Here is a 299-nt window from a genome sequence, read left to right as displayed (position 1 = left end):
TCGCAGGTGCCGATCATCATGCTCACCGCCAAGGACTCCGAAGTCGACATCGTGGTGGGGCTGGAGCTCGGGGCCGACGACTACGTCACGAAGCCGTACTCGACCCGGGAGCTGCTGGCCCGCATGCGCGCGGTGCTGCGCCGGAACGCGCAGGCCGAGGCCGACCTCGAAGACCACATCCTCGAGGGCGGCCGCGTGACGCTCGACATCGATCGCCACACCGTCTCGGTCGACGGCAGCGAGATCAGCATGCCCCTGAAGGAGTTCGAGCTGCTCGAGGTGCTCATGCGCAACGCGGG

Annotated in this window: 1 protein-coding gene; it reads left to right on the top strand. The window is 67.9% G+C overall.

The window, feature by feature from the left end:
* The coding region (locus B4E30_RS14485) for a response regulator transcription factor (protein ID WP_286795817.1) at positions 1–299 on the top strand (299 nt) is incomplete at both ends.

Source organism: Microbacterium sp. UBA3394 (assembly GCF_002358725.1).
Classification (GTDB): Bacteria; Actinomycetota; Actinomycetes; order Actinomycetales; family Microbacteriaceae; genus Microbacterium; species Microbacterium luteum.
This window is presented reverse-complemented; position numbering and strand designations above follow the sequence as displayed.